General features: G+C 50.7%; 17 protein-coding genes and 1 tRNA gene. 5 read left to right on the forward strand and 13 right to left on the reverse strand.

The features are described 5' to 3' along the window. Positions 1 to 37: 37 nt before the first annotated feature. The 4 genes from VJY99_RS04290 to rssA all read right to left on the reverse strand — a co-directional run bounded on the left by VJY99_RS04290 (position 38) and on the right by rssA (position 4,525). Entirely contained in the window at positions 38 to 1,378 is a 1,341-nt protein-coding gene (locus tag VJY99_RS04290) for a UDP-glucose/GDP-mannose dehydrogenase family protein (RefSeq protein WP_324116639.1), read from the reverse strand. Positions 1,379 to 1,402: 24 nt separating this feature from the next. Next, complete coding sequence (gene galU / locus VJY99_RS04295; RefSeq protein WP_324116641.1) at positions 1,403 to 2,311, reverse strand: UTP--glucose-1-phosphate uridylyltransferase GalU; 909 nt, start codon at positions 2,309 to 2,311, stop codon at positions 1,403 to 1,405. A 199-nt stretch (positions 2,312 to 2,510) separates the two neighbouring features. Beyond that, entirely contained in the window at positions 2,511 to 3,524 is a 1,014-nt protein-coding gene (rssB, locus tag VJY99_RS04300; RefSeq protein ID WP_324116643.1) for a two-component system response regulator RssB, read from the reverse strand. Between the two features lie 92 nt (positions 3,525 to 3,616). Then, on the reverse strand, positions 3,617 to 4,525 hold the full coding sequence (rssA, locus tag VJY99_RS04305; RefSeq protein ID WP_324116644.1) for a patatin-like phospholipase RssA: 909 nt from the start codon (positions 4,523 to 4,525) through the stop codon (positions 3,617 to 3,619). A gap of 175 nt (positions 4,526 to 4,700) precedes the next feature. Between rssA and VJY99_RS04310 the strand changes: the two genes are divergently transcribed. The 3 genes from VJY99_RS04310 to VJY99_RS04320 all read left to right on the forward strand — a co-directional run bounded on the left by VJY99_RS04310 (position 4,701) and on the right by VJY99_RS04320 (position 6,469). After that, the gene (locus tag VJY99_RS04310) at positions 4,701 to 5,159 is read left to right on the forward strand and encodes a YchJ family protein (RefSeq protein ID WP_324116646.1); all 459 of its coding nucleotides are present in this window, start codon (positions 4,701 to 4,703) and stop codon (positions 5,157 to 5,159) included. Positions 5,160 to 5,339: 180 nt separating this feature from the next. Next, positions 5,340 to 6,182: a formyltetrahydrofolate deformylase gene (gene purU / locus VJY99_RS04315; protein WP_324116648.1), complete on the forward strand. Its 843-nt coding sequence runs from the start codon at positions 5,340 to 5,342 to the stop codon at positions 6,180 to 6,182. Between the two features lie 202 nt (positions 6,183 to 6,384). Then, a tRNA-Tyr gene (locus VJY99_RS04320) sits at positions 6,385 to 6,469 on the forward strand. A gap of 175 nt (positions 6,470 to 6,644) precedes the next feature. Here VJY99_RS04320 and narI read toward each other — a convergent pair. The 8 genes from narI to narU form a co-directional block, all read right to left on the reverse strand. Then, the gene (gene narI, locus VJY99_RS04325; RefSeq protein WP_324116651.1) at positions 6,645 to 7,322 is read right to left on the reverse strand and encodes a respiratory nitrate reductase subunit gamma; all 678 of its coding nucleotides are present in this window, start codon (positions 7,320 to 7,322) and stop codon (positions 6,645 to 6,647) included. Between the two features lie 2 nt (positions 7,323 to 7,324). Next, on the reverse strand, positions 7,325 to 8,026 hold the full coding sequence (narJ, locus tag VJY99_RS04330) for a nitrate reductase molybdenum cofactor assembly chaperone (protein WP_324116653.1): 702 nt from the start codon (positions 8,024 to 8,026) through the stop codon (positions 7,325 to 7,327). Then, positions 8,023 to 9,558, reverse strand: a complete 1,536-nt coding sequence (gene narH, locus VJY99_RS04335) for a nitrate reductase subunit beta (RefSeq protein WP_324116655.1) — start codon at positions 9,556 to 9,558, stop codon at positions 8,023 to 8,025. The genes narJ and narH overlap by 4 nt, the downstream gene beginning before the upstream one ends. Further along, entirely contained in the window at positions 9,555 to 13,301 is a 3,747-nt protein-coding gene (locus VJY99_RS04340) for a nitrate reductase subunit alpha (protein ID WP_324116657.1), read from the reverse strand. The genes narH and VJY99_RS04340 overlap by 4 nt, the downstream gene beginning before the upstream one ends. A 340-nt stretch (positions 13,302 to 13,641) precedes the next feature. Continuing rightward, positions 13,642 to 14,907, reverse strand: a complete 1,266-nt coding sequence (locus tag VJY99_RS04345) for an MFS transporter (RefSeq protein ID WP_324116659.1) — start codon at positions 14,905 to 14,907, stop codon at positions 13,642 to 13,644. A gap of 98 nt (positions 14,908 to 15,005) precedes the next feature. After that, positions 15,006 to 15,980: a sugar phosphate isomerase/epimerase family protein gene (locus VJY99_RS04350; protein ID WP_324116661.1), complete on the reverse strand. Its 975-nt coding sequence runs from the start codon at positions 15,978 to 15,980 to the stop codon at positions 15,006 to 15,008. Between the two features lie 8 nt (positions 15,981 to 15,988). Then, positions 15,989 to 16,696, reverse strand: coding sequence for a GntR family transcriptional regulator (locus tag VJY99_RS04355; protein WP_324116662.1), 708 nt, complete (start codon positions 16,694 to 16,696; stop codon positions 15,989 to 15,991). 532 nt (positions 16,697 to 17,228) lie between these two features. Then, positions 17,229 to 18,620, reverse strand: coding sequence for a nitrate/nitrite transporter NarU (gene narU, locus VJY99_RS04360; protein WP_324116664.1), 1,392 nt, complete (start codon positions 18,618 to 18,620; stop codon positions 17,229 to 17,231). A gap of 307 nt (positions 18,621 to 18,927) precedes the next feature. On the opposite strand from narU, the gene narX reads away from it, so the two are divergent. Both narX and narL read left to right on the forward strand, forming a co-directional pair. After that, entirely contained in the window at positions 18,928 to 20,712 is a 1,785-nt protein-coding gene (gene narX / locus VJY99_RS04365) for a nitrate/nitrite two-component system sensor histidine kinase NarX (RefSeq protein WP_324116666.1), read from the forward strand. Then, positions 20,705 to 21,355 carry a two-component system response regulator NarL gene (gene narL, locus VJY99_RS04370; protein WP_183271673.1) on the forward strand — a complete coding sequence of 217 codons (651 nt, stop codon included), beginning with the start codon at positions 20,705 to 20,707 and terminating at the stop codon, positions 21,353 to 21,355. The genes narX and narL overlap by 8 nt, the downstream gene beginning before the upstream one ends. A gap of 87 nt (positions 21,356 to 21,442) precedes the next feature. On the opposite strand, the gene VJY99_RS04375 is transcribed toward narL, so the two are convergent. Continuing rightward, on the reverse strand, positions 21,443 to 22,840 hold the full coding sequence (locus tag VJY99_RS04375; RefSeq protein ID WP_324116671.1) for a YchO/YchP family invasin: 1,398 nt from the start codon (positions 22,838 to 22,840) through the stop codon (positions 21,443 to 21,445). Between the last annotated feature and the right edge of the window lie 48 nt (positions 22,841 to 22,888).

The following is a 22,888-nucleotide window of genomic DNA, read 5'->3' on the forward strand; positions in this document are numbered from 1 at the left end:
AGCCCACCACGATGCAACCTGAAATATTTAGGATATCTTACGCAATATTGATGGACGCTCCGCGGCCAATTGCATAATAAACAAAGCCGCGTTTGCTTAGTCTCTCAGGATCATACAGGTTACGGCCATCAAAGATAACCGGTTGTTTTAATGATTTCTTAATGGCATCGAAATCAGGGGCACGGAAACTTTGCCACTCAGTACAAATAACCAGAGCATCCGCATCTTGTAATGCAGCCTCTTTCGTACCCATCAATTTCAAATCAGAACGATGTCCGTAAATGCGCTGGGTTTCATCCATTGCTTCTGGGTCATACGCCTGCACCTGAGCACCGCGTTCCCAAAGCGCTTCCATTAGGACGCGGCTTGAGGCTTCACGCATATCGTCAGTATTGGGTTTGAAAGAAAGCCCCCACAGCGCGAAGGTTTTGCCTTTCAGGTCTTCACCAAAATGACGAGAAATAAACTCAGGGAGTTTTAACTTCTGGTCGTGGTTTACCTCTTCTACCGCTTGCAGAATACGCGGCGTGTAGCCAATCTGCTGAGCAGTACGAATCAGTGCCTGGACATCTTTAGGGAAGCAAGAGCCACCATAACCGCAGCCAGGATAGATAAAGCTGTAACCGATGCGTGAGTCAGAACCGATACCCATACGCACTTTCTCGATATCCGCACCCAAGCGTTCTGCCAGGTTTGAGATTTCGTTCATAAAGCTAATTTTAGTCGCCAACATGCAGTTCGCGGCGTACTTAGTCAACTCAGCGCTACGGATGTCCATCAGAATCATACGGTCGTGATTGCGGTTGAACGGTTCGTACAGTTCGCGCAGCAAATCAACCGCGTCTTCATTATCAGTACCGATAACGATACGCTCAGGGCGCATGCAGTCAGAAACTGCGGCCCCTTCCTTCAGGAATTCAGGGTTGGATACCACATCGAATGAAATATCCACGCCACGGGCTTTGAGCGTTTCTTCCATCACGCTGCGCACTTTATCTGCTGTTCCGACTGGAACAGTAGATTTATCGAGCACAACTTTATGGGACGTCATGTGCTGCGCGATGGTACGTGCCACAGCGGTGACATATTTCAGGTCAGCAGAACCATCTTCATCAGGCGGTGTACCTACAGCAATGAATTGCATTTCACCATGATGAACGCCCATTTCAGCATCGGTGCTGAACTGTAAACGACCTTCTTCAAAATTTTTCTTAACCAGCGGCGTTAAGCCGGGTTCAAAAATCGGGATCACGCCGTTTTTCAGATTTTCGACTTTCTTCGCATCGACATCTATGCACACAACTTCGTGACCAACTTCTGCAAGCACTGCGGCTTGCACAAGTCCAACATAGCCGATACCAAATACAGTAACTTTCATCTTTCTATCCTGCGTTGAAATGAATTACTTTTTCGCGCCAACGGTCTCTTCTAACCAGGCTTTAAAATCTGGCCCAAGAGTGTTGTGACGGATGCCGTATTCCACAAACGCCTGCATGTAGCCGAGTTTGTTACCGCAGTCATGGCTCACGCCTTTCATGTGGTAGGCTTCAACCGTCTGTTTTTCCATCAGCATTGCGATAGAGTCAGTCAGTTGAATTTCATCGCCCGCACCCGGAGGTGTTTTGGACAGCAGCGGCCAGATATCTGCGGTCAGGACATAACGCCCCACAACGGCAAGGTTGGATGGCGCAACGTTCGCTTTAGGTTTCTCAACGATGCCAACCATTGGCACGCTGTCGCCTTCATTCAATTCAATGCCTTTGCAGTCAACAACACCGTAAGCGGTCACATCGTCTACTGGCTCAACCATGATTTGACTGTGGCCTGTAGTATTGAAACGTTCGATCATCTCCGCCAGGTTGTCCTGGGAAAGATCTGACTCGAATTCATCGAGGATGACATCTGGCAGGATGACCGCAAACGGCTCATCGCCAACAACTGGGTGAGCGCACAGCACAGCGTGACCGAGGCCTTTTGCCAGACCCTGACGAACTTGCATAATCGTTACGTGCGGAGGGCAAATAGCCTGAACTTCTTCCAGCAACTGGCGCTTAACGCGTTTTTCCAGCATCGCTTCCAATTCAAAACTGGTATCGAAATGGTTTTCGATGGAGTTTTTCGAAGAGTGAGTGACCAACACAATTTCAGTAATACCTGCGGCGATACATTCGTTGACCACATACTGAATTAAAGGTTTATCAACCAAAGGCAGCATCTCTTTAGGAATAGCCTTGGTAGCCGGTAACATACGCGTGCCTAATCCCGCAACTGGGATTACTGCTTTTCTTACTTTAGAATTAATGGCAGCCATTGAAACATCTCCTGGACTGTTCAAGTTTTCACTTGCACGTCAATTAAAAAACGCCTCGAGTATATCAGCTTAAAAATGACATCTGCGGCTGTTTACCCGTTGCGTTGGTAATTTAAGATAAATACGAATGAGTTAAGTGTGATATTAACACTCACCATAGCAGGGGAGAAAAACTAAATGTTTTCAGTCGTCCAGATGCTCATTCCGCAGACAACATTAGACGCAATCGCCCACCCGCACCCCAAACCTGGCACTGCCAGGATTCGCAGCGCTGGCTGATTTGGTTGAGATAAGTATTGCCCAAAGTCCCCAGTGGCACACCATTGCTGACCTGGATTTGATGCACGCCCGTATTTAAGGTGGCATTGAGACCCGCCGAGACCAAAATGAGATTTTTGAGTTCGCTATGATAATAGCCAACCATCAATGGGAATTGGCCGGTCAAATTTGCCTGACGTAATAACTGGTTAACTTGTTTGAGTAAATTGCCCAATTCGGGTAAGCGCTGACGCTGCTGGGAAAGATGCTCCTGCAATAGACCATTAAATAACGCGCGTAATAACAACGCCGCTAACACTCCATTATCCCCAGCGCGGGTAACATCAAGGCAGTAAAAGGCCAGATCGTTTTCTGAAAGTGGTGCAATATCCAACACCAGTCCAGGCTGATTGAGGGTTATCAGTTGGCGATAATTAACGCGGCAGTGTGACATCACTTGTTGCACAGGGGGTTGCAGTTCTTGCAGTAATTTGGAGGCCGCCTGCGGATCGCTAACCAGGGCGTCCCAATCCTGGAATAATCGTTCTTCTTCTTCGACACGCGAGTTGAACATGTTGGGATACAGGCAGGCGAACACCGTTTCACGCAGGCGATTGAGATCGTTAATCGGTTTGAGCATGACATCCTGCACACCAAAGCGCAGTGCTTTGGCGATATCTGACATATTTTCGGTGGCGGAAATGACTAAAATCGGTGTTTTAACACCTTCATTACGCAAATGCTCCACCAGTTTCAGCCCGTTCATGCGCGGCATAGCCAGATCGCAAATCAGTAAATCGGGTGAAAAATGGGTCATTTTTTCTATTGCATCCACGCCATCTGTCGCCACCGCAATATTCGCCCCTAAAGAGGCAAGATAACTCTCCAGCAAAGAGCGAAAAACGGGCTCGTCCTCAACAATGAGAATCTTTTTTCCAACGAGTGGCTGTGTCATGTTCGCTCCCCTGACTGGCAATAATTAGATAGTGGCATGGTATGGCTTTGACCGCCTGTCAGAAGCGCCAGAAGTAATGAAAATAAGAAAATTCATGCGTGGGTTCGAACCAAGGGCAGCAATTCATCCATCTTTTTCTCAACCGCCAGGCTCCCGGCGCTGATCGCCTCAGCAGCGCGATGGAAATCCAGAGTTGATATCTGCGGGCAAAAGGGTTGCAGCAAAATATCTGGCGGATCACCCGCCATACGGTTGCGCTTTAAACGGTTTTCCAACACCTGAATCGACGTGGTCATGATTTCCATGGCTGTGGGTGTCGTCGTGGCACGGCGTGGGGTTATTTTACCGAGCTGTTCGCGCAAACGGCCACGCCAGGTATCAGGTTGCACCAGGTTTTCTGCCAACGGGGTTGTCATATTAACGGAGAGTAAATCTTGCTGCATCAGATGCGCGTCATGTTGCAGATCGACGGCAATCACGATATCGGCACCTAATGCGCGGGTCAGCGAAACCGGCACAGGATTAACCACCGCACCATCCACAAGCCAATAGCCGTTGTATCCCACAGGTGACAGCAAACCTGGCATGCTACAAGAGGCGCGAACCGCCTGATGCAGATCTCCATCCGTGAACCACAACTCGCGCCCAGTGCTTAAATTGGTCGCAACTGAACCAAAACGTAGCGCACAGTCTTCAATGTTTTCTTCGGTGATTATCTTGCGAACGCTATTGAACACTCTTTCGCCACGGAGCAAACCGCCGCGACGCCAGGAAAGATCCATCAGTCGCAGTACATCCCAATAGCCGAACGAGCGTACCCATCGTTCCATCATAGGTAAGCGATTACTGGCATAAGCGGCACCGACCAGCGCCCCTACGGAGCAACCTGCGACAATATCAATCTGAATGCCTGCTCGTTTTAACGCATTAATGACACCAATATGCGCCCATCCCTTTGCTGCTCCCGACCCTAATGCCAGGCCGATCTTTACCTGTCTCATTTCGCCTCGTTCTTTCTTCCCCAGTTTATACCCATCATCCTTTAAGCTTCAGGAGTGTTGGCTGCAACTCGAATGCCAATGGGTATTTCACCTCGTGACGAAGTCGCCACTGCTCAGTTAACATAGCTACACTGCGTATTTACGCCGACTCTTTTTTTGTAACCAAGGAGATGCTGTGTCGCAACTTTGCCCTTGTGGTAGCGGTCTGGAGTATAGCTTATGTTGCCAACCTTACCTACGCGCAGACACGCTCGCGCCAACCCCATCACAGCTTATGCGTTCGCGTTATACCGCTTATGTGATGCAGGACGCAGATTATCTGGTAGCAAGCTGGTATCCACAGACCCGCAGCCCGTCACTGAGAAGCGATATTCCCGCAGGTTTTGCGACCACACAATGGTTAGGTCTGACGGTATATGCAACGGCTGCCGGACGTGATGAGAACGAAGGTTTCGTCAGTTTTGTCGCACGTTTTGAAGAGCAAGGCGTGGAAAGTGCCATTATTGAACGCTCTCGTTTTTTAAAGGAAAACGGTCAGTGGTACTATGTTGATGGCACACGCCCGCAGTTTGGCCGTAATGACCCCTGCCCTTGCGGCTCCGGAAAAAAATTCAAAAAGTGTTGTGGGCGATAACGCTCCATGGCACAAATGATTTAAAAATACATATCTTACCCAAGCGACTTCAAGTTGCAGGTAGGCGGCAATCGAGTAAATCCCAATGAGCTGACTCAAGTCAGTGATTCGGGTGAACGAGAACAGACAACAACCCTGCGTCTTGAAGGGCGACGGGGACACAACAGGACTCACCTTGCGATGCAAGCACTACAACGAAAAGTACTACGCACCATCTGCCCTGACGCAAAAGGGTTAATCGCCAAGATCACCAATATTTGTTACAAGCACGAACTGAACATTGTTCAGAACAATGAATTTGTTGACCATCGCACCGGTCGCTTCTTTATGCGTACCGAACTTGAAGGTATTTTCAATGACAACACTCTGCTGGCGGATTTAGACAGTGCATTACCCGAAGGTTCGGTACGTGAATTAACACCTGCTGGCCGTCGTCGTATCGTGATTCTGGTGACAAAAGAAGCGCACTGCCTGGGTGACCTGTTAATGAAAGCCAACTACGGCGGCCTGGATGTCGACATTGCCGCGGTTATCGGCAATCACGAGACGCTGCGCACGCTGGTTGAACGTTTTGATATTCCGTTTGAGCTGGTGAGCCACGAAGGGCTGACTCGTGAAGATCACGATAAGCAGATGGCTGACGCGATTGCCGCGCATAAACCGGATTTCGTGGTACTGGCGAAATATATGCGCGTGTTAACACCAGAATTCGTTTCACGCTTCCCGAACCAGATTATCAATATCCACCATTCGTTCTTGCCAGCATTTATCGGTGCGCGTCCTTATCACCAGGCGTATGAACGAGGCGTGAAGATTATCGGTGCCACAGCGCACTATGTGAATGACAATCTGGATGAAGGTCCAATCATCATGCAGGATGTGATTCACGTTGATCACACCTATACCGCCGAAGATATGATGCGTGCCGGACGTGATGTTGAGAAAAACGTTCTCAGCCGTGCGCTCTACCAGGTTCTGGCGCAACGTGTATTTGTTTACGGTAATCGCACTATCATTCTGTAGCGTTATAACCCGCCAACGAAAATGCGGCTTAAAGTATGACGGGTATGGCGAATTGTTTAGCTTTACAACGTAACGTGTAAAAAAACGGCAAACGATTCATTTTCTTACAGTGAGTGCTTTACAGCGGCGCTTCATTTGATATGATGCGCCCCGCTTCCTGACAAAGGATGCGAGCAAGAAAGCCAATATATGAAATACCCCTGGCGGGGTTCCCGAGCGGCCAAAGGGAGCAGACTGTAAATCTGCCGTCATCGACTTCGAAGGTTCGAATCCTTCCCCCGCCACCATCTCTTAGTCGTAAATCCCAAACTAATCCAAACCGCACAATCTTTCATATTCCCATTGGGGAAGAATTCTTTACGTTTCGTTTGCCACATTTTGGTCAATATCGTTGCACCCCAACAAAAGCGCAAAAAAATACCCGGCCGAAGCCAGGTATCTTTCATTTCACTCATTCCACACTCAGCGACGAGCGCGAACAATCTGATATTTACGCGTCAAATACTCAACTGGCGCGCTCCAGACATGAACCAGCCGGGTGAATGGGAACAGCAGGAACAGCGTCATCCCCAGCACTAAATGCACGCGGAAGACAAACGCTACACCATCCAAATTCGCCGAGGCGCCGCCCTGGAACGTCACGACCGTTTGCGCCCAACCCACCAGCTTCATCATCTCGCTGCCATCCATATGTTGAGCCGAGAAGGGAATGGTCAGTAGACCCAACGCGCACTGAATCATCAACAGGCTGAGGATCAGAATATCCGCCGTGGTTGATGTTGCACGAATACGTGGGTTGAACAGACGGCGCTTGAGCAGTAACAGCCCCCCCACCAGCGTCATCACACCACACGCGCCACCGGCAATCATCGCCATTTTCTGCTTCACATCAATGGGCAAGAATGACTCGTACATCCAGTGTGGCGTCAGCATGCCGAGGAGGTGCCCCGCGAAAATACCCAAAATCCCGAAATGGAACAGGTTCGACGCGAGATTCATCCCTTTGCGGTCCAGCATCTGGCTGGATCCCGCTTTCCAGCTGTACTGGCCGTAGTCGTAACGCAACCAACTGCCCAGCAGAAAAACGGTACCGCAGATATACGGATAGATGTCATAGAAGAACACATTGAGAAATTGCATGATTACTGTCCTCCGATATTCAGATACTGCGGAGCGACAGCCCCGGCAAAACGGCGCTGATGGCTGCTGATTTCAGACTCTCCACACCCTGCGTCTGCAACAAATTTCACCTGTTCTTCTTCCCAAACGGCGTCCAGAGCCTGTGGTGTGTCATCACGCGCTTCATCAGCAATTTGTTGGCTAACGCTTTCAACCACCACATCGCTTTGCGAAATACCCAACAGCACATCAAACAACACGGCATAGTCGCTTTCACGCTGTTTTAGACGTGCCGCCAGTAGCGCCAGAATCGGCGCAACATCCTGCAAACCACCACGTGCTTCGGCCTCGGTTCGCTGGGATAAATACTCCAGATACAGCGGCAGATGGTCTGGCAGCTCGCGGCTGTCGATTTCCATACCTGCTTGCTGATACTGGTTCATCAGATTGACCATCGCCTGCCCACGGTCGCGAGATTCGCCGTGAACATGTTCAAACAACAGCAGCGATGTCGCACGCCCTCGGTCAAACAGTTGACTGTAACTGGCCTGAGTATCCAACAAATCGCCGCTGCATAAGCGAGTGATGAAATGAGTAAGCTGGGTAGCCTGTTGCACTTCAAGTACATTACCGTCAACTAACGCATCGCGGAGTTCTTGTTGATGCTGCCACAAAGCCGCATCCGGATACTCAAGCAAACGGGAAATAACCAGTAGTTCAATCATGGTTTTAACTCCGTTTTGCTCGACACATCAATCGCGTCGATACGTTTGCTATTGAACAGGTTGAATTTGCTGTCAGAACCGTGGCAACCATCACCAAAGCTGAAGCCACAACCATTACGTTCAGGGAAAGCCTCTGCCGCCAGTTCTCGATGGCTGGATGGCACCACGAAACGGTCTTCGTAGTTTGCAATCGCCAGATAACGATACATTTCCTGCGCCTGGGCTTCGGTCAGACCGACTTCTTCCAGCGCACGAGTATCATTAATCCCTTCCACGGTTTCAGCACGTTTGTAATGGCGCATCGCCATCATGCGTTTCAGCGCACGCAGAACCGGAGCGGTGTCCCCTGCGGTCAACAGATTCGCCAGGTATTCCACCGGAATACGCAAGCTTTCTACGTCAGGCAGAATGCCAGTGTGCGGCAATTCGCCCGCGTCGGCCGCAGATTGAATGGGCGACAACGGCGGCACATACCAAACCATCGGTAGCGTGCGGTATTCAGGATGCAAAGGCAGAGCCAGCTTCCAGTCCACCGCCATTTTGTAGACCGGTGACTGTTGTGCCGCGTCGATAACGCTCTGCGGAATACCCTGCTCCAGTGCCTTTTCGATAACCGCTGGGTCGTTCGGGTCGAGGAAAATACTCAACTGACGTTCGTAGAGGTCTTTTTCGTTTTCGGTGCTTGCCGCCTGCTCGATAGCATCTGCGTCATACAACAACACGCCGAGATAACGGATACGACCGACACAAGTTTCAGAACAGACCGTTGGCATCCCCGCTTCGATACGTGGATAGCAGAAAATGCACTTCTCGGATTTACCCGACTTCCAGTTGAAGTAGATTTTCTTGTACGGACAGCCAGTGATGCACATACGCCAGCCACGGCACTTGTCCTGGTCAATCAGGACAATGCCGTCTTCTTCACGCTTATAGATAGCGCCACTCGGGCAAGTTGCCGCACAAGCCGGGTTCAAACAGTGTTCGCACAGACGCGGCAAATACATCATGAAGGTGTTTTCGAACTGGCCATACATCGCTTTTTGCATGTTGGCGAAGTTCTGATCTTTGGCGCGTTTTTCGAATTCGCCGCCAAGAATCTCTTCCCAGTTAGGGCCGGCTTCGATTTTATTCATTCTCTGGCCGGTAATCAGCGAGCGCGGACGCGCAATCGGCTGATGTTTACCTTCCGGCGCGTTATGCAGATGCTGGTAATCAAAATCAAATGGCTCGTAATAATCATCGATACCCGGCAGGTGCGGGTTGGCGAAGATTTTCCCCAGCAACATGGCGCGGTTACCCATGCGTGGCTGCAATTTGCCATTGATTTTACGGATCCAACCGCCCTTCCATTTTTCCTGGTTTTCCCAGTCGTTCGGGTAGCCAATCCCCGGTTTGGTTTCCACGTTATTAAACCACGCGTACTCCATCCCTTCGCGGCTGGTCCAGACGTTTTTACAGGTCACAGAACAGGTATGACAGCCGATGCATTTATCAAGATTCAGCACCATGCCGACTTGTGAACGAATTTTCATTTTACGCTCTCCTGTTTCTGGTCATTGCCTTCACCGTCTAACCAGTTAATGTCTTTCATCTTACGCACCACCACGAACTCATCGCGGTTTGAGCCGACGGTGCCGTAATAGTTAAAGCCATATGCCAGTTGCGCATAGCCGCCAATCATATGGGTCGGTTTCGGACTGATACGGGTCACCGAGTTGTGAATACCCCCACGTTGCCCCGTGATTTCAGAACCCGGCAGGTTCACGATGCGTTCCTGAGCGTGGTACATCATGGTCATGCCTTCCGGCACACGCTGGCTCACCACCGCACGCGCCGTCAGCGCCCCGTTTTTATTGAACACTTCAATCCAGTCGTTATCTTCGATGCCCAGATCTTTAGCGTCGATTTCACTCATCCACACAATCGGGCCACCGCGAGAAAGCGTCAGCATCAACAAGTTGTCGCTGTAGGTTGAGTGAATGCCCCATTTCTGGTGCGGCGTCAGGAAGTTCAACGCTTTCTCTGGGTTACCGTTGGACTTCTTGTTCATCACCCCTTTCACCGAACGGGTGTCAATGGGTGGGCGGTACACCAGCAAGCTTTCGCCAAAATCGCGCATCCACTGGTGATCCTGATACAGCTGTTGGCGGCCAGAAAGTGTCCGCCACGGGATCAGCTCGTGAACGTTGGTATAACCGGCGTTGTAAGAGACGTGTTCATCTTCAAGGCCTGACCAGGTCGGGCTGGAGATGATTTTGCGTGGCTGCGCCTGAATATCACGGAAGCGGATTTTTTCATCTTCTTTATTGAGCGCAAGGTGCGAGTGGTCACGACCGGTAAATTCACTCAATGCCGCCCAGGCTTTCACTGCCACCTGGCCGTTAGTTTCAGGGGCAAAGGTCAGGATCACCTCAGCCGCATCAATGGCGGTATCGATCTTCGGTAAGCCTTTAGCCGGGCCGTCTGCCTTGGTGTAATTGAGTTTACGCAGCAAATCCACTTCAGTTTGCGTGTTCCAGGAGATACCTTTCCCACCGTTGCCGATTTTTTCCATCAGCGGGCCAACGGATGTGAAACGCTCGTACGTCGCAGGATAGTCACGTTCAACGGTCACCAGGTGTGGCGCGGTTTTACCCGGAATCAGGTCACATTCACCTTTTTTCCAGTCCATCACACCGAACGGCTGCGCCAGTTCTGCAGCTGAGTCGTGCTGGATTGGCAACGTCACCACATCGGTTTCTTTACCTAAATGGCCGACGCACACTTCAGAGAATTTCTTGGCGATAGCTTTATATATTTCCCAATCGCTTTTCGAATCCCAGGCAGGGTCAACCGCGGCAGAAAGCGGATGAATAAACGGATGCATATCCGAGGTATTCATATCGTCTTTCTCATACCAGGTGGCGGTCGGCAACACGATGTCCGAATACAGACAGGTGCTCGACAGACGGAAGTCCAGCGTCACCACCAGATCCAATTTACCGTCAAGACCGTTGTCTACCCACTCGACCTCTTCTGGCATCACGCCACCTTCTTTGCCCAAATCTTTGCCCTGAATACCGTTTTCAGTACCCAGCAGATATTTGAGCATGTACTCGTGACCCTTACCGGAAGAACCCAGCAGATTTGAACGCCAGACAAACAGGTTGCGCGGATGGTTATTGCCTGCATCTGGCTGCTCTGCTGCAAAGCGTATCTCACCACTTTTCAACTGCTGTACGGTGAAATCAGCCGGGCTCATGCCCGCTTCTTTCGCCTGTTTTGCAATGTGCAGCGGGTTGGTGTTGAGCTGTGGAGCAGACGGCAACCAACCCATGCGCTCGGCACGCACGTTGAAGTCAATCAAATGGCCGCTGTAGCGAGATTTGTCCGCCAGTGGGGAAAGCAGTTCCTCGGCGGTCAGCGACTCATAACGCCATTGGCTTGAGTGGTTATAGAAGAACGAGGTGCTGTTCATATGGCGTGGTGGACGCTGCCAGTCCAGCGCGAACGCCAGTGGGGTCCAGCCCGTTTGTGGGCGCAGTTTTTCCTGGCCCACATAGTGAGCCCAGCCGCCGCCGCTCTGCCCGACACAACCACAGAACACCAGCATGTTAATCAGGCCACGGTAGTTCATGTCCATGTGGAACCAGTGGTTCATACCGGCACCGACGATGATCATTGAGCGACCATGGGTTTTGTCGGCATTGTCGGCAAATTCACGCGCAATACGGATGATGTTCTGACGGGAAACGCCGGTGATTTGCTCAGCCCACGCCGGGGTATACGCTTTCACATCGTCATAGTTCGATGCACAGTTAGCGTCGTCCAGGCCACGTTCGAGGCCGTAGTTCGCCAGAGTCAAATCATAAACGGTGGTCACTAACGCGCGGGTTCCATCCGCCAGTTGGATACGTTTCACCGGCAGTTTGTGCATCAGCACATTGTCGAGTTTAACGTTGTTGAAGTGCTCGGTGCTTTCGCCGCCAAAGTACGGGAAACCCACATCAGCCACTTCATCGTGGCTGCCCAGCAAGCTCAGACGCAGCTCGGCTTCTTCACCGCTGGTGCCATCACGCTGTTCAAGGTTCCACTTGCCCTTCTCGCCCCAGCGATAACCGATGGAGCCGTTAGGTGCCAGCAGTTCGCCGCTCTGGTTATCCAGAGCCACCGTTTTCCACTGCGGATTATTTTCCTGACCGAGACCATCCACCAGGTCTGAAGCACGCAGCATACGGCCCGCAGCGTAGAAACCATCACGCTCCTCTAACATCACCAGCATCGGCATGTCGGTGTAACGACGTACATAATCGGTGAAATATTGGCTTGGGTTATCGAGGTGGAATTCACGCAACATGACATGGCCCATCGCCAGTGCCATTGCCGCATCGGTGCCTTGCTTAGGTGCCAGCCACTGGTCGCACAGTTTGGCGATTTCTGCATAGTCCGGCGTGACGGCAACTGTTTTGGTGCCTTTGTAGCGCACTTCGGTAAAGAAGTGATCATCTGGCGTACGGGTTTGCGGGACGTTAGAACCCCAGGCAATGATGTAGCTGGAGTTGTACCAGTCGGCAGATTCCGGTACGTCAGTTTGCTCGCCCCAGGTCATTGGGGAGGCCGGTGGTAAATCGCAGTACCAGTCGTAGAAACTCAGACAAGCACCACCAATCAGAGAGAGGTAACGCGCCCCTGCGGCATAAGAGACCATCGACATGGCAGGAATTGGCGAGAATCCGGCAATACGGTCAGGGCCGAAGGTTTTCGCGGTATAGACGTTCGCCGCAGCAATCAGCTCGTTGACTTCCTGCCAGCTTGAACGGACAAAACCACCACGACCACGGGCTTGTTTATAGCTTTTTGCTTTTTCCGCGACATTGATAATTGAAGCCCAGGCGTCGACCGGGTCAGCATGGAGGGTTTTGGCTTCGCGCCACAGCTTGATTAGACGCTTGCGCATCAAAGGATATTTCAGGCGGTTAGCGCTGTAGAGATACCAGGAGTAACTCGCACCACGTGGGCAGCCGCGCGGCTCGTGGTTTGGCATATCAGGGCGAGTTCGCGGGTAATCGGTTTGCTGAGTTTCCCAGGTCACCAGGCCGCTTTTAACATAGATCTTCCAGCTACAGGAACCCGTGCAGTTTACCCCATGAGTGGAGCGAACCACTTTGTCGTGCTGCCAACGCATTCGATAACCTTCTTCCCAATCACGATTGGTATCGAGCAGTTGGCCATGTCCATCGGCAAAAGTTTCGCCCTTCTGTTTGAAGTAACGAAACCGGTCAAGAAATTTGCTCATCGGGATTCTCCTGATGTGGAGCCTGGAGGCTCTATCTTATGATGACGACATTGCTCACTATGAGGTCACGGTAACCTGCTCAAATGAAGGGACAATTGATGCTGATCAATTTAGACAGGGGGGATTTTATCGGGGAAAAGTTGATATACCACCAAAGTGGCAATAACGAAATGCATCGTAATTTATTGAAATTGTTTAATTTATCATCTTAATAACAGAAACCCGGGGGTGTTTATTTGCGAGGCTGGGTATTAAGGGGTAACTCTGGAATTGTGACACCGACGAAATTACAATGGGGCTGACCTTGTGCAGGAAAACCCCATGCAGAATGGCACGACTATCAGGCAGCCGCTAACGGCTCTAATTGACGTGAAGCACGAATGTTTTTCATCAACAGACCGGAAATAACGATCCCCGCGCAAGCAAATATCGCCATCAAACCAAACACAATTTGGTAGCCGATAAGACCCGCGTTGTGATCCAGAATGTAGCCATACAGGCTATAGCAGAACATGGCTGGTGCATAACCAATAAAACTACCTAACGCCATCGCTGCACCCGTATTCTTCTCGTTGATACCCGCTTCGCCGATAGGCGCAAAGAACACGGCGCGTTGGGTAAAGATCACCGCACCAAACATTAAGGTACACGCCATACCTAAATATACAGGCATATGTTCGTGTGGCAATAAAATAAGGCCAACCAATGCGATAGCACTAATAATAAATGTGTAGAACAAATATTTACTTGGGGATTTTAAAACTTTATCTGCAATTAACCCACCAATCGGACCACCCACCATTTTCAAGCAATACTGGTTAATAATCCCGTAGGCGCCCACCAATGCAATTGGCAGTGCATAGATATTTCTTAAGAATGGAATAAAGAATGTTAAGCCACAATACACTGCATACACACAAAATACGCTGAAGGCAATTAGCCATACTGTTTTATTTTTTAATACCTCACCCAGACCTGGTTTATCTTCTTTTTTCCCGGCAAGCTCTTGCTTCGCCACTTGTTCTTCCGGGCTTTCTTTGAGCACAAACATAATGACAACACCGACAACAATCGCAATGCCAGAGTAGAATAGAATCGCCGCTTTAAAACCAAAGTAGTCGCTACCAAACCAGGTGAACACAGCCAGGGCACTGAAGGCAATAATGGTATCAACGACGCCACGTCCTGTTTCAAAGAAGCCAAACAAGCGCCCTTGCTGGGTATTGTCACCGAGTAAACTCACTGACTTCAACAGCACCGGCCAGTTCAGCATGTCACAGGTGACACCGAACAACGCCCAGACGAACAGTATCCCCCAATAGCCCGGCATGGTAGACAAGTACAGGCCCAGCAGACCGGTGGCTATCAGTGAAAACGACATGGTAAAGCGACGTGGCAACTTGTCAGAAAAATAGATCGATAAGAAGAAACCTATTGTCGTGACAATCGAGTTGACCGACATTGCATTACCAATTTCACCATTTGTCAGATGAAAATACTCTTGCATCGGAACATAAAATGCATCTTTCAAAGAAGGCAGTTTATATATCGTCCCGCCACACAGAACCAATAAGCTAAATATAGTCCATCTTTTTTTAGTTAGCATAAATCACCCTACCCCTGCATAAGCGGCATCAATTGTTATTTGAAAGTACAGTTATCCCACGCGCGGTAAGACAACTGAATTTAAACGATTCGGATTATTTATTTCTGTAAAACAGCAACAGCATCTTTATTAAGGACCGCAAGAATATTACGCACATGACGTATTTGATTCATGGCATCATCGATCTCTTTATTAAGCCTTTCATCAAGCCCAGAGGTTGGCAATGGGGTCTCACTCATCTCACGCAATGGAATCCACGGGTTGCTGTCTTCATTGGTAAAACGAAATGCTGGGGCGTAGTAGTCCACTTCCTCTTCCAGACCGAACGCTGTGACTTGAGCTTTATCCTCACCCAAACAAATTAATTGCAGCAGCAACTCTTTAAACGGTAATTCGCCTTGCCCGGAAATACACGCGGTATGTCCACGCCCCTCGCCTTCGTAATTGATTAATGCATCTTTGATATGCACCTGGGTGATTTCTTTTCCCATCACCGCCAAAGCCTCAAGTGGTTCTTCATTGGCATTAATCATGTTGGCAAAATCAAACAGCAGAGAAAGCTGCGGGAAGTCAGCTTGCTTCACCAACTGCACCAGTTCGTGGCTTTGCAAATCTTCGTGTTGCTCAAGGGTAAATGTCAGGCCACTGTGTTGGTATTGCGCTTTAATATATTGAATATCTTGAGCAATGATTTCCATCACCTCAGAAAGTGTCCCTTCATAGCGTGGATAAAATCGCACCGAAGTGGCACCCGATTTCAACGCAATATTCACCGCTTCATCAATGGTTCGTGCATCCGACGCACTGGTTTCGATATGTACATCCAACCCTAACTGGCGCGCTTTCGCCGCAAAACGGTCGAAGCGCTCATCGCTTGCATGCCTTAACGATTGGCTTTCACCATCCACAACATGAATTTTCACCCCTTTGAGTTGCTGTTGGCTGGCAATATCCAGTAAATCTTCCGGGAGGATCTTCTCCATACGCATATTTAAATGAAATGCATAGGCATGCAGATAAAGCGGTAAGCTCGCGACGCGCTCGACAATTTTTGTAGCCTGGATGCTATCCATGGTAACTCCTATAAATCGATATAAAACTCTACAGATTCAAAACGCCAATATTCGATATCAACCTGAATAACGTGGCCGGTTTCGTCGGCACGGTATTTTTCAACCCGGATAGATGGCGTACCCGGAGTGCCGCCCATGCCTTTGCATGCGCCCGCAGAAAGCCGTGTTGGTTTAAATGCCAGATGCTGCGTGTGCGAGCTTTTGCCAAAGTCTTCTTGCCAGACTTCAACAAATGAACGGTCACCTAATTTGTCGATAAAACCGGGTGCAGACTTCGCGTTGATAAAGGTTTCGTGATAGAAAACTTTATGGTTATCAAGCGCTCCCCAGCCACAGATTTTGTAGATGTCATCTCCGTCCTTCACATTTAACTGTGACAGGATGTCTGGTTCAGCAGTGCAAACACGCTCTTTTTCCAGAAAGCCCCAGGACGGCAAACGCCCCTGTTCCAGAGCCGCCTGTTTAAAACTGGTGGAAGTATTCGGCGTGTATTTGAAACACGGCAATGCAACGAACCAGCCGCGGCGATCTTTACGAAAGATCTTTTCTTCCCCTTCGAGAAACAACAGCGCCTGGCGCAGCGTCATGCGCTTAATGCCCAGTAACTCTTCCAGCTCGCGCTCTGAGGGTAATTTACTGCCCGGCTGGACAACGCCTTTACTCAGCCAGTCGTTGAGCATCTCTTTTGCTGCTTCCACCGTGGAATGGTTTTTCATGCTTTAATCCATTTGGTTTAAACCAGATTTGCCATCACGGTACTCTTAGCCAGAGAATGTGACAATGGTAGCGGTGGGAGTCGTTATTCTAATTGTGAGGTTTATCGCAGAATAAAGCGGGATCGAGGGTAACACCGTTAGTTTTAGAACGAGATATCCGGGGCGACCACCGGGTTTGGCGTCCCTCCGGGAACCCAATCCCGGTGCTTCCCCTCATTCATGGGCTTAAGTGAACGGTGTTAGGATCAAGCAGGGATTTCAGGCAAAAAAAGCGCGACCGAAGTCGCGCAGGGATAACCAAAATGGTCAATCGGTCATACTTCAAGTAGCTGATGCGTTGGCTACGTTTGCTCACCCGAAGGGGTGAGGCACATGGATGGGCCGAGTCATCATTTACTACAGTAAGCTCATCGGGGCTCGCTCTCTCGCCGCGTTACTCGGCAGAGCCTCGCCCCTTTGGGGCCAGCGCAAGCGCTGTTCAAAAAGCTGAAGCCTTTTGTCGCGCAATGCGAATTATTTAGGGTACAGAATATTATTTCGATGATTTACGGCCATAAACGACCCAGGTAATCACCACACAAACGATGTAAAACACCAGGAATACTTTCATCGCCCCCGCTGGAGAGCCGGTCAAAGCAAGGGATGTACCAAACGCTTTAGGGATAAAGAACCCGCCTACTGCACCAATCGCGGAGATAAAACCCAGTGCTGCGGCAGTATCCGTCGCCGCTTCGCGCAACGCCCGTTCTTCCGTTCCACCTTGTGCTTTCACGCGGTCCATCGTCAACTTACGGAAGATAACGGAGATCATCTGGAAGGTAGAACCACTCCCCAATCCCGCCGTCAGGAACAGCATCAGGAACACACCGAAGAAGGCGATGAAGTTCCCGCCCACACCGTTGTTTGGCAGTGTGGTAAACAGCAGAGCACTGAATATCGCCATAAATACGAAGTTAATCAGTGACACTTTAATCCCACCAAAGCGGTCGGAAATTGCTCCACCCGCAGAACGAGCCAACGCGCCAAACAGCGGGCCGAAGAAGGCGAAGTGCAGGATGTTAACGTCCGGGAACTGGGTTTTTGCCAGCATCGCAAAACCGGCGGAAAAACCGATAAACGAACCGAAAGTCGCCAGATACAGCACGCCCATAATCCACAGGTGCGCACGTTTCAGAACCGGTAATTGCGATTTCAAAGAGGCTTTCGAGGTGGCCAGGTCGTTCATACCAAACCAGGCAGCAATAGTGAAGACAGCCAGCAACGGCACCCACACCCACGCGGCGTTTTCCAGGAACAGCATCGTGCCATCTGCCTGCTCAACGCCGGTTCCGCCGAATACCGCAAACATGGAAAGCGAAATCACCAGCGGTGCAACAAGCTGCATCACGCTCACACCAAGGTTACCCAACCCGCCGTTGATCCCCAGCGCGCCACCCTGTTTTGCTTTCGGGAAGAAGAAGCTGATATTCGCCATGCTGGAGGCAAAGTTTGCCCCTGCAAAACCACACAGCAGCGCAATCATGATGAACACGCTAAACGGCGTGGCAGGATTCTGCACCGCAAACCCTAACCAGACACAAGGGATAATCAAAATCCCGGTGCTGAACGCCGTCCAACGGCGACCACCGAATACTGGCACCATAAAGGAATAGGGCACGCGCAATAAAGCACCGGAAACCGACGGTAGCGCGGTCAGCATAAACAGTTGGTCAGTCGTGAAGTTGAAACCGACTTTATTCAGGTTGACCGCCACTGCACTGAACAGCATCCACACGCAGAATGCTAACAGTAAACAAGGGACAGAAATCCATAAGTTGCGGCTGGCGATGCCATGGCCCTTACTTTGCCAAAATGCGGGTTCTTCTGGTCGCCATTCGGTAATCAGCGAGCCCGTTTTCTGGGTATTGGCGCGAGACTCAGACATAAACACCTCAATAAAAGTGAGAGTAATATTCACCACATTAAGCGCTTATCGGCATTGAAAATTGATGTAAATCAAGGGATAACTCAACTGAATTGCGGTCATAAAACCACCATCATTCTTTATGGGTAAGGATAAATAATGAAAATAGTGTGGTTTTTCACATGGCTGAACGCAGGTGTTTGTCACCTTACCCCGCAGCATGCTACCTGTGGCTATTTGTGAGTAATCCTTAAGGGGTATGGGTATACTCCAGGGGATGTCTGAGAATAGCCGCACATTCTGCCCTGCCTCTGGAGCTCACCTTTTCATGCTAAAACGCCTGCTGTCTCCACTCACCTTGTTTAACCAACTGGCATTGATTGTGCTGTTGTTGGCGCTGCTCGGGGTGGCGGGAATGAGTCTTGCAAGTTGGCTGGCACAAGGTATTCAGGGAAACGCGCACGCAATCAATAAAGCCGGGTCGATGCGCATGCAAAGCTATCGTCTGCTGGCCGCCATTCCGCTGACTGAAAATAGTAGCGTCCTGCTCGATGAGATGGAAAAAACCACCTGGAGCGATGATTTAAAAAAAGCGGTAGAACAGGATGGGCAGCAAGATAAATTAGCCGCACTGCAACATTACTGGCGTGAACAGTTAGAACCCGCTCTGCGCCGCGCCAAAAATGCCGAGCAGGTCAAACCACACGTCGCGGATTTCGTCGGGCGCATTGACCAACTGGTGACCAGCTTTGATCACACCACCGAACTGCGCTTGCAGCGGATTATCCAGTTGCAAATGGGTATGGCAGCGTTGATGGGTTTGCTGATTATTTTCACCGTCATCTGGTTACGCAAACACTTGCTGCGCCCGTGGCAAAAGCTGCTAATCATGGCGCAAGCGATTGGACAACGTGACTTCACCCATCGCTTGAATGTGCGGGGCCGCAATGAGATGGCGACGCTGGGCATCGCATTTAACAGTATGTCGGCGGAACTGGCAGAAAGTTACGCAAGACTTGAACAGCGCGTGCAGGAGAAAACCGCCGGGCTTGAGCAAAAAAATCAGATGCTGTCATTTCTTTATCAGGCTAATCGCCGCTTGCACTCGCAGGCTTCGCTGTGCCAGCGCTTGTCTCCGGTATTGAGCGAATTACAACATTTGACGCCGCTGCGTAATCTCGAATTGCGGGTCTATGAGTATGAAGACGAAGAGAATTACGAAGAATATACCTACCAGCCAGACAGCAGTTGTGATGCCAGCGGCTGCAATCTTTGCCCGCGCGAACCCGCCCCACCGCCTTGTGAAACCACACCGCAAAAGTGGCGATTAACCGACAACCATATTCAATATGGCCTGGTTCTCGCGCAATTACCGTTGGGCAGCAGTCTGACGCACGACCAGCAACAGTTAGTGCTGACACTCATGGAGCAGTTAACCGTCACCCTTGCGCTGGAACGGCAACATGAACGCCAACAACAGCTGATGGTGATGGAGGAGCGTTCCGCCATTGCCCGGGAATTACACGACTCCATCGCCCAATCACTCTCCTGCCTGAAGATGCAGGTCAGCTGTTTGCAAATGCAAGGCACCACGCTGCCCCCAGAGATGCAGACATTACTTGGCCAGATGCGCAGCGAACTGAACACCTCCTGGCACCAATTGCGTGAATTGCTGACCACCTTCCGCCTGCAATTGACCGAGCCTGGGCTGCGTCCGGCGCTCGAAGCAAGTTGCCGCGAATTTAGTGAAAAACTGGGCTTCCCAGTGATTCTGGATTATCAAGTGCCGCCACGTCTGGTGCCCTCACATCAGGCAATTCATCTGGTGCAAATCGCCCGTGAAGCGTTGAATAATTGCCTGAAGCACGCCAATGCCACCTCATGCGGGGTAAGCGTGTTACACCGCGAAAATCATATAACCTTAACCCTATGGGATAACGGTTGTGGTATCCCCGACAACGGTGAGCGTCGCAACCATTACGGACTCATTATTATGCGCGACCGCGCGCAAAGCCTAAAAGGTGACTGCCAGGTGCTTGCGCGCCCAGGTGGCGGTACACAAGTCGTCGTCAGTTTTATCCCCGAAACAGCCACAGGAGCGAATCATGAGTAACCCGGAAGCCTCGACCATTTTGCTAATCGACGATCATCCGATGCTGCGTACTGGTGTTAAACAATTGATCAGTATGGCGCCAGAATTGGCCGTCGTGGGTGAAGCGGGCAATGGTGCGCAAGGTGTGCTACTGGCGGAGGAACTCGACCCTGACCTGATCTTGCTGGATTTGAATATGCCTGGCATGAATGGTCTGGAAACGTTGGATTGTCTGCGTGAAAAACCGCTTTCTGGCCGTATCGTTGTCTTTAGCGTCTCGAACCACGAAGAAGATGTCGTGACGGCGCTGAAAAGAGGCGCTGACGGTTATTTATTGAAAGACATGGAACCGGAAGATTTACTCAAAGCCCTGCAACAAGCCGCCGCCGGGGAGATGGTACTGAGCGAAGCGCTGACGCCAGTGCTGGCTGCAAGTTTACGCGCCAACCGCGCCACATCCGACCGTGATGTGAATCTTTTAACGCCGCGTGAGCGCGATATTCTCAAGCTTATCGCCCAGGGTTTGCCGAACAAAATGATCGCCCGTCGCCTGGACATTACCGAAAGCACGGTGAAAGTTCACGTGAAACATCTGCTTAAAAAGATGAAGCTCAAATCCCGTGTTGAAGCGGCAGTTTGGGTTCATCAGGACCGGATTTTTTGACGGTAAAAAGGGTGGATATCGCTAACGCTAATCCACCCTACCCTAACCCTTAATTCGTCGGTCGGATTAGCGCAGCGACATCCGACATCAAGGCAACAACTCATAACGCGGGTCACCAACAGGGCTAACAATCAGCGGCTCCGCCAGCTTGAGCGTAATCCAGTTTGAGGTCACTTTCTGCCCTTTATCATCCTCAACGACCGCAGAAAGACGATACTCATTTGGCCCATTCTCACGCCATGCAGGCATAATCAGGCTCCAGCCATTGGTATCACGATTATCGGCAGGAGGCGTCAAACTCAGCTCATGCGTGTCACCCTGCCAGATAATACTGCGAATACCGCGGCTGGCGCGGATTTGCAGTTTGAGTGCCACCGTTTCGGCGGGTTGCAATTCCCAGGGAGGTGTCGCCAAAAAGACCGACAATGTTTTACGTTGGCGATACTCCATCACGGGTAGCGAACCCCGTTCCACACTGTCATATCGGCTGCCGCGCAGTGAACTACTGGTAGCCACTTCAGCCGCAGAAAGCTGTTTTCTCACCGGCACGCCAAACCGATAGTTCACCTTCAACCCAAGGTTATCCTGCGACACGCCACTCTCACCCTGCTTATGCTGGGCTGTGAGCGTGACGAGTGGGATCGGGGTGTAATTGAGCCCCATCGTTACCGCCACCGGGTTACGATAACCGGTGCCGCTATCGAACAGGTCAACGCTGTTACCAAAATATTTCTCGAAGCTCAGGCTGGTATTGATATGTCGATAAAACGGCAACCAGGCTTGGGCGGTCAGGTCATAACCACGCGCAAGACGTTGCTCCAGCGTTTCACTGTCGCCTTCCTGCCAACCGTTGAGCGGCTGATAGAAATTTGCCGAAAGACGTAAATATTCGCCCCACGCTTCGCCACCCAGGCCTGCCCGTTGCAAATGGGTAGAGAGTTGATTGTCATAAAAGGCGTTGTAACCCAGCAACCACGGCCCGGCAATCCAACGTTGCCCAGCGCCAAGATTGCCAATCGTGCCGTCATCCTGCTGGGTAAAACCGACCTGGCTCCAGGTCAAGTAACGGTTGTTATCTTCCCATGGACTCAACAGCGAGGCACTGCTGCCGCTCCAGTTGCCGTGTTCATCCACCCGCAAATTGATACTGGCGTTGCCCCACGGAGATAACAGTGATTCGGCTTTGTCGTTCACCTTGCCGGTTAACACATCACTCAGCCGAGCAAACGCGAACATCCGTGCTTGCTCACCGCTATCTAGCCCGTCATCCACCCAGCTTGCTTCACCGAATTTCTTCGCCATGGCGGCGATTTCACGCGCTGCAGCATCGCTTTCAGGTGCCAACCCCATATCGGGCAACCCCGTCGCGGTTTGGTCAAAAGGGTCTTCGGCTTGCTCAATGAAGGTCTGCCGGGTACTGGCGGCCCCTCCGGCGCTAAGGAGTGCATAGGACAGGGTAAAAAACGGAACAACTTTTCTAAACATCTGGAAATTATAACATCTCAACCCTGCAGATCATTCTCAAACAGATAA

It is taken from the genome of Buttiauxella sp. (genome assembly GCF_035271705.1).
GTDB lineage: Bacteria > Pseudomonadota > Gammaproteobacteria > Enterobacterales > Enterobacteriaceae > Buttiauxella.

What these genes read in the sequence shown, in the direction of transcription:
- VJY99_RS04290 (WP_324116639.1), bottom strand. Translation starts at nt 1,378, where the DNA reads ATGAAAGTTACTGTATTTGGTATCGGCTATGTTGGACTTGTGCAAGCC.
- galU (WP_324116641.1), bottom strand. Translation starts at nt 2,311, where the DNA reads ATGGCTGCCATTAATTCTAAAGTAAGAAAAGCAGTAATCCCAGTTGCG.
- rssB (WP_324116643.1), bottom strand. Translation starts at nt 3,524, where the DNA reads ATGACACAGCCACTCGTTGGAAAAAAGATTCTCATTGTTGAGGACGAG.
- rssA (WP_324116644.1), bottom strand. Translation starts at nt 4,525, where the DNA reads ATGAGACAGGTAAAGATCGGCCTGGCATTAGGGTCGGGAGCAGCAAAG.
- purU (WP_324116648.1), top strand. Translation starts at nt 5,340, where the DNA reads ATGCAAGCACTACAACGAAAAGTACTACGCACCATCTGCCCTGACGCA.
- narI (WP_324116651.1), bottom strand. Translation starts at nt 7,322, where the DNA reads ATGCAATTTCTCAATGTGTTCTTCTATGACATCTATCCGTATATCTGC.
- narJ (WP_324116653.1), bottom strand. Translation starts at nt 8,026, where the DNA reads ATGATTGAACTACTGGTTATTTCCCGTTTGCTTGAGTATCCGGATGCG.
- narH (WP_324116655.1), bottom strand. Translation starts at nt 9,558, where the DNA reads ATGAAAATTCGTTCACAAGTCGGCATGGTGCTGAATCTTGATAAATGC.
- VJY99_RS04340 (WP_324116657.1), bottom strand. Translation starts at nt 13,301, where the DNA reads ATGAGCAAATTTCTTGACCGGTTTCGTTACTTCAAACAGAAGGGCGAA.
- VJY99_RS04345 (WP_324116659.1), bottom strand. Translation starts at nt 14,907, where the DNA reads ATGCTAACTAAAAAAAGATGGACTATATTTAGCTTATTGGTTCTGTGT.
- VJY99_RS04350 (WP_324116661.1), bottom strand. Translation starts at nt 15,980, where the DNA reads ATGGATAGCATCCAGGCTACAAAAATTGTCGAGCGCGTCGCGAGCTTA.
- VJY99_RS04355 (WP_324116662.1), bottom strand. Translation starts at nt 16,696, where the DNA reads ATGAAAAACCATTCCACGGTGGAAGCAGCAAAAGAGATGCTCAACGAC.
- narU (WP_324116664.1), bottom strand. Translation starts at nt 18,620, where the DNA reads ATGTCTGAGTCTCGCGCCAATACCCAGAAAACGGGCTCGCTGATTACC.
- narX (WP_324116666.1), top strand. Translation starts at nt 18,928, where the DNA reads ATGCTAAAACGCCTGCTGTCTCCACTCACCTTGTTTAACCAACTGGCA.
- narL (WP_183271673.1), top strand. Translation starts at nt 20,705, where the DNA reads ATGAGTAACCCGGAAGCCTCGACCATTTTGCTAATCGACGATCATCCG.
- VJY99_RS04375 (WP_324116671.1), bottom strand. Translation starts at nt 22,840, where the DNA reads ATGTTTAGAAAAGTTGTTCCGTTTTTTACCCTGTCCTATGCACTCCTT.